Annotated in this window: 1 protein-coding gene and 1 pseudogene; one reads left to right on the plus strand and one right to left on the minus strand. The window is 67.6% G+C overall.

What is annotated here, in order from left to right:
- Nucleotides 1–1,082: LLM class flavin-dependent oxidoreductase (locus tag VAE53_RS06880; protein WP_322818628.1), on the plus strand; the 1,082-nt coding region annotated here is incomplete at its 5' end.
- Between the two features lie 88 nt (nt 1,083–1,170).
- Here the strand turns inward: VAE53_RS06880 and VAE53_RS06885 are convergent.
- A pseudogene (locus VAE53_RS06885) lies at nt 1,171–1,511 on the minus strand (hypothetical protein); the annotation flags it as partial.

The following is a 1,511-nucleotide window of genomic DNA, read 5'->3' on the forward strand; positions in this document are numbered from 1 at the left end:
TGTGTGGGTTCGATGGCATCTGTTGCAACGAGCATCATTCGAATGCGTATGGGCTGATGCCGAGCCCGAATTTGATCGCGGCTGCGCTGGCACGGCGAACGTCGCGGGCGGGGCTGGTGGTGTTGGGGAATTCGATTGCGCTCTACAATCCGCCGCTGCGGGTGGCGGAGGAGTTCGCGATGCTCGACTGTATTTCGGGTGGGCGGCTGGTGGCGGGTTTCCCGGTGGGGACGAGCATGGACACGAATTTTGCGTACGGTTTTACGCCGGCGACGCTGCGAGAGCGGTATTACGAGAATCACGACTTCATTCTTCAGGCCTGGACGAACAAGGAGACGTTCCACTTCAACGGGAAGTACAACCAGGTGCGCTATGTGAATCCGTGGCCGCGACCGCTGCAGCAGCCGCATCCGCCGATCTGGATCCCGGGGGGCGGTTCGCTGGAGACGTGGGATTGGACGACCGAGCGGGATTATGTCTATTGCTACCTCTCGTATTTTGGCTATATGAGGGGGAAGGGTGTGATGGATCAGTTCTGGGCGCGGGTGGAGGAGATGGGGGCGGAGATGAATCCGTATCGAGCTGGCTTTTTGCAGTTGGTGTGTGTGGCGGAGAGCGATGCGGAGGCGGAGCGGCTGTACAGCGAGCACGTGGATTATTTCTATAACCGCTGTTTGCACGTGTACGGCGGGTTTGCGGACGCGCCTGGCTACCGGACGCTGCGGACGGTGAAGGCGGGGATTACGGCTCAGGTCGGGGCTCAGGCGAGCGCGCAACGTGCGGGGCTAACGTGGGGGGATTTCGTGAAGCAGGGGTACGTGGTGGCAGGGAGCCCGGAGGGGGTGGCGCAGCAGATGGAGGAGGTGATCCGGGGGCTGCGGGTGGGTCACCTGATGTGCTTGATGCAGATCGGGAACATGCCGCGGGAGAAGGTGATGTACAACACGAGGCTCTTCGCGGAGAAGGTGATGCCGAAGCTCCGGCATTTGTGGAGCGAGTACGAGGACCGGTGGTGGATTCGGCCTTTGCCGGAGGCGGAGCGTGCGAAGCCAGCGGAATGGCGGGAGCCAGTGACGGCCTAGCGCGCGAGTGGGTTCGGGCGGTGGGTGAACGAGGCCGCCCCGGGTGGGGGCGGCCTCGTGGGTGGGTGGGCGTTCTGGGTGGGGATGGTCAGTCGTCGCCCATGCCGCCGCCGAAGTCGCGCCGCGGGGGCGGGGGTGCGTCGCCGGCGGGGGTGCGTCGGACCCAGCCGCGGGTCGCGGCGCCGGTCGGGCCGGAGGGTGCGGGCGTGGGGCGGGGCGTGGGTGGGCTGCTGCGTTGGGGCTGTGGGGAGCCGCTGCTGCTGCCGCCGCGCCCGCCGCGGTCGCGGTCGGAGGGCCGGGGGCCACCGGGGCCGCCGCGCCCGCCGCGGTCGCCGCGGTCGCGGCCGGAGTCGCGGGTGGAGGCGGCGGCTTGCTCGGGAGTCTCGCCGAGGAGGACGGCGCGGCGGGAGAGGTTGATGCGGCCGAGGT

The organism is Tepidiforma sp. (genome assembly GCF_034432735.1).
Taxonomy (GTDB): Bacteria; Chloroflexota; Dehalococcoidia; order Tepidiformales; family Tepidiformaceae; genus Tepidiforma.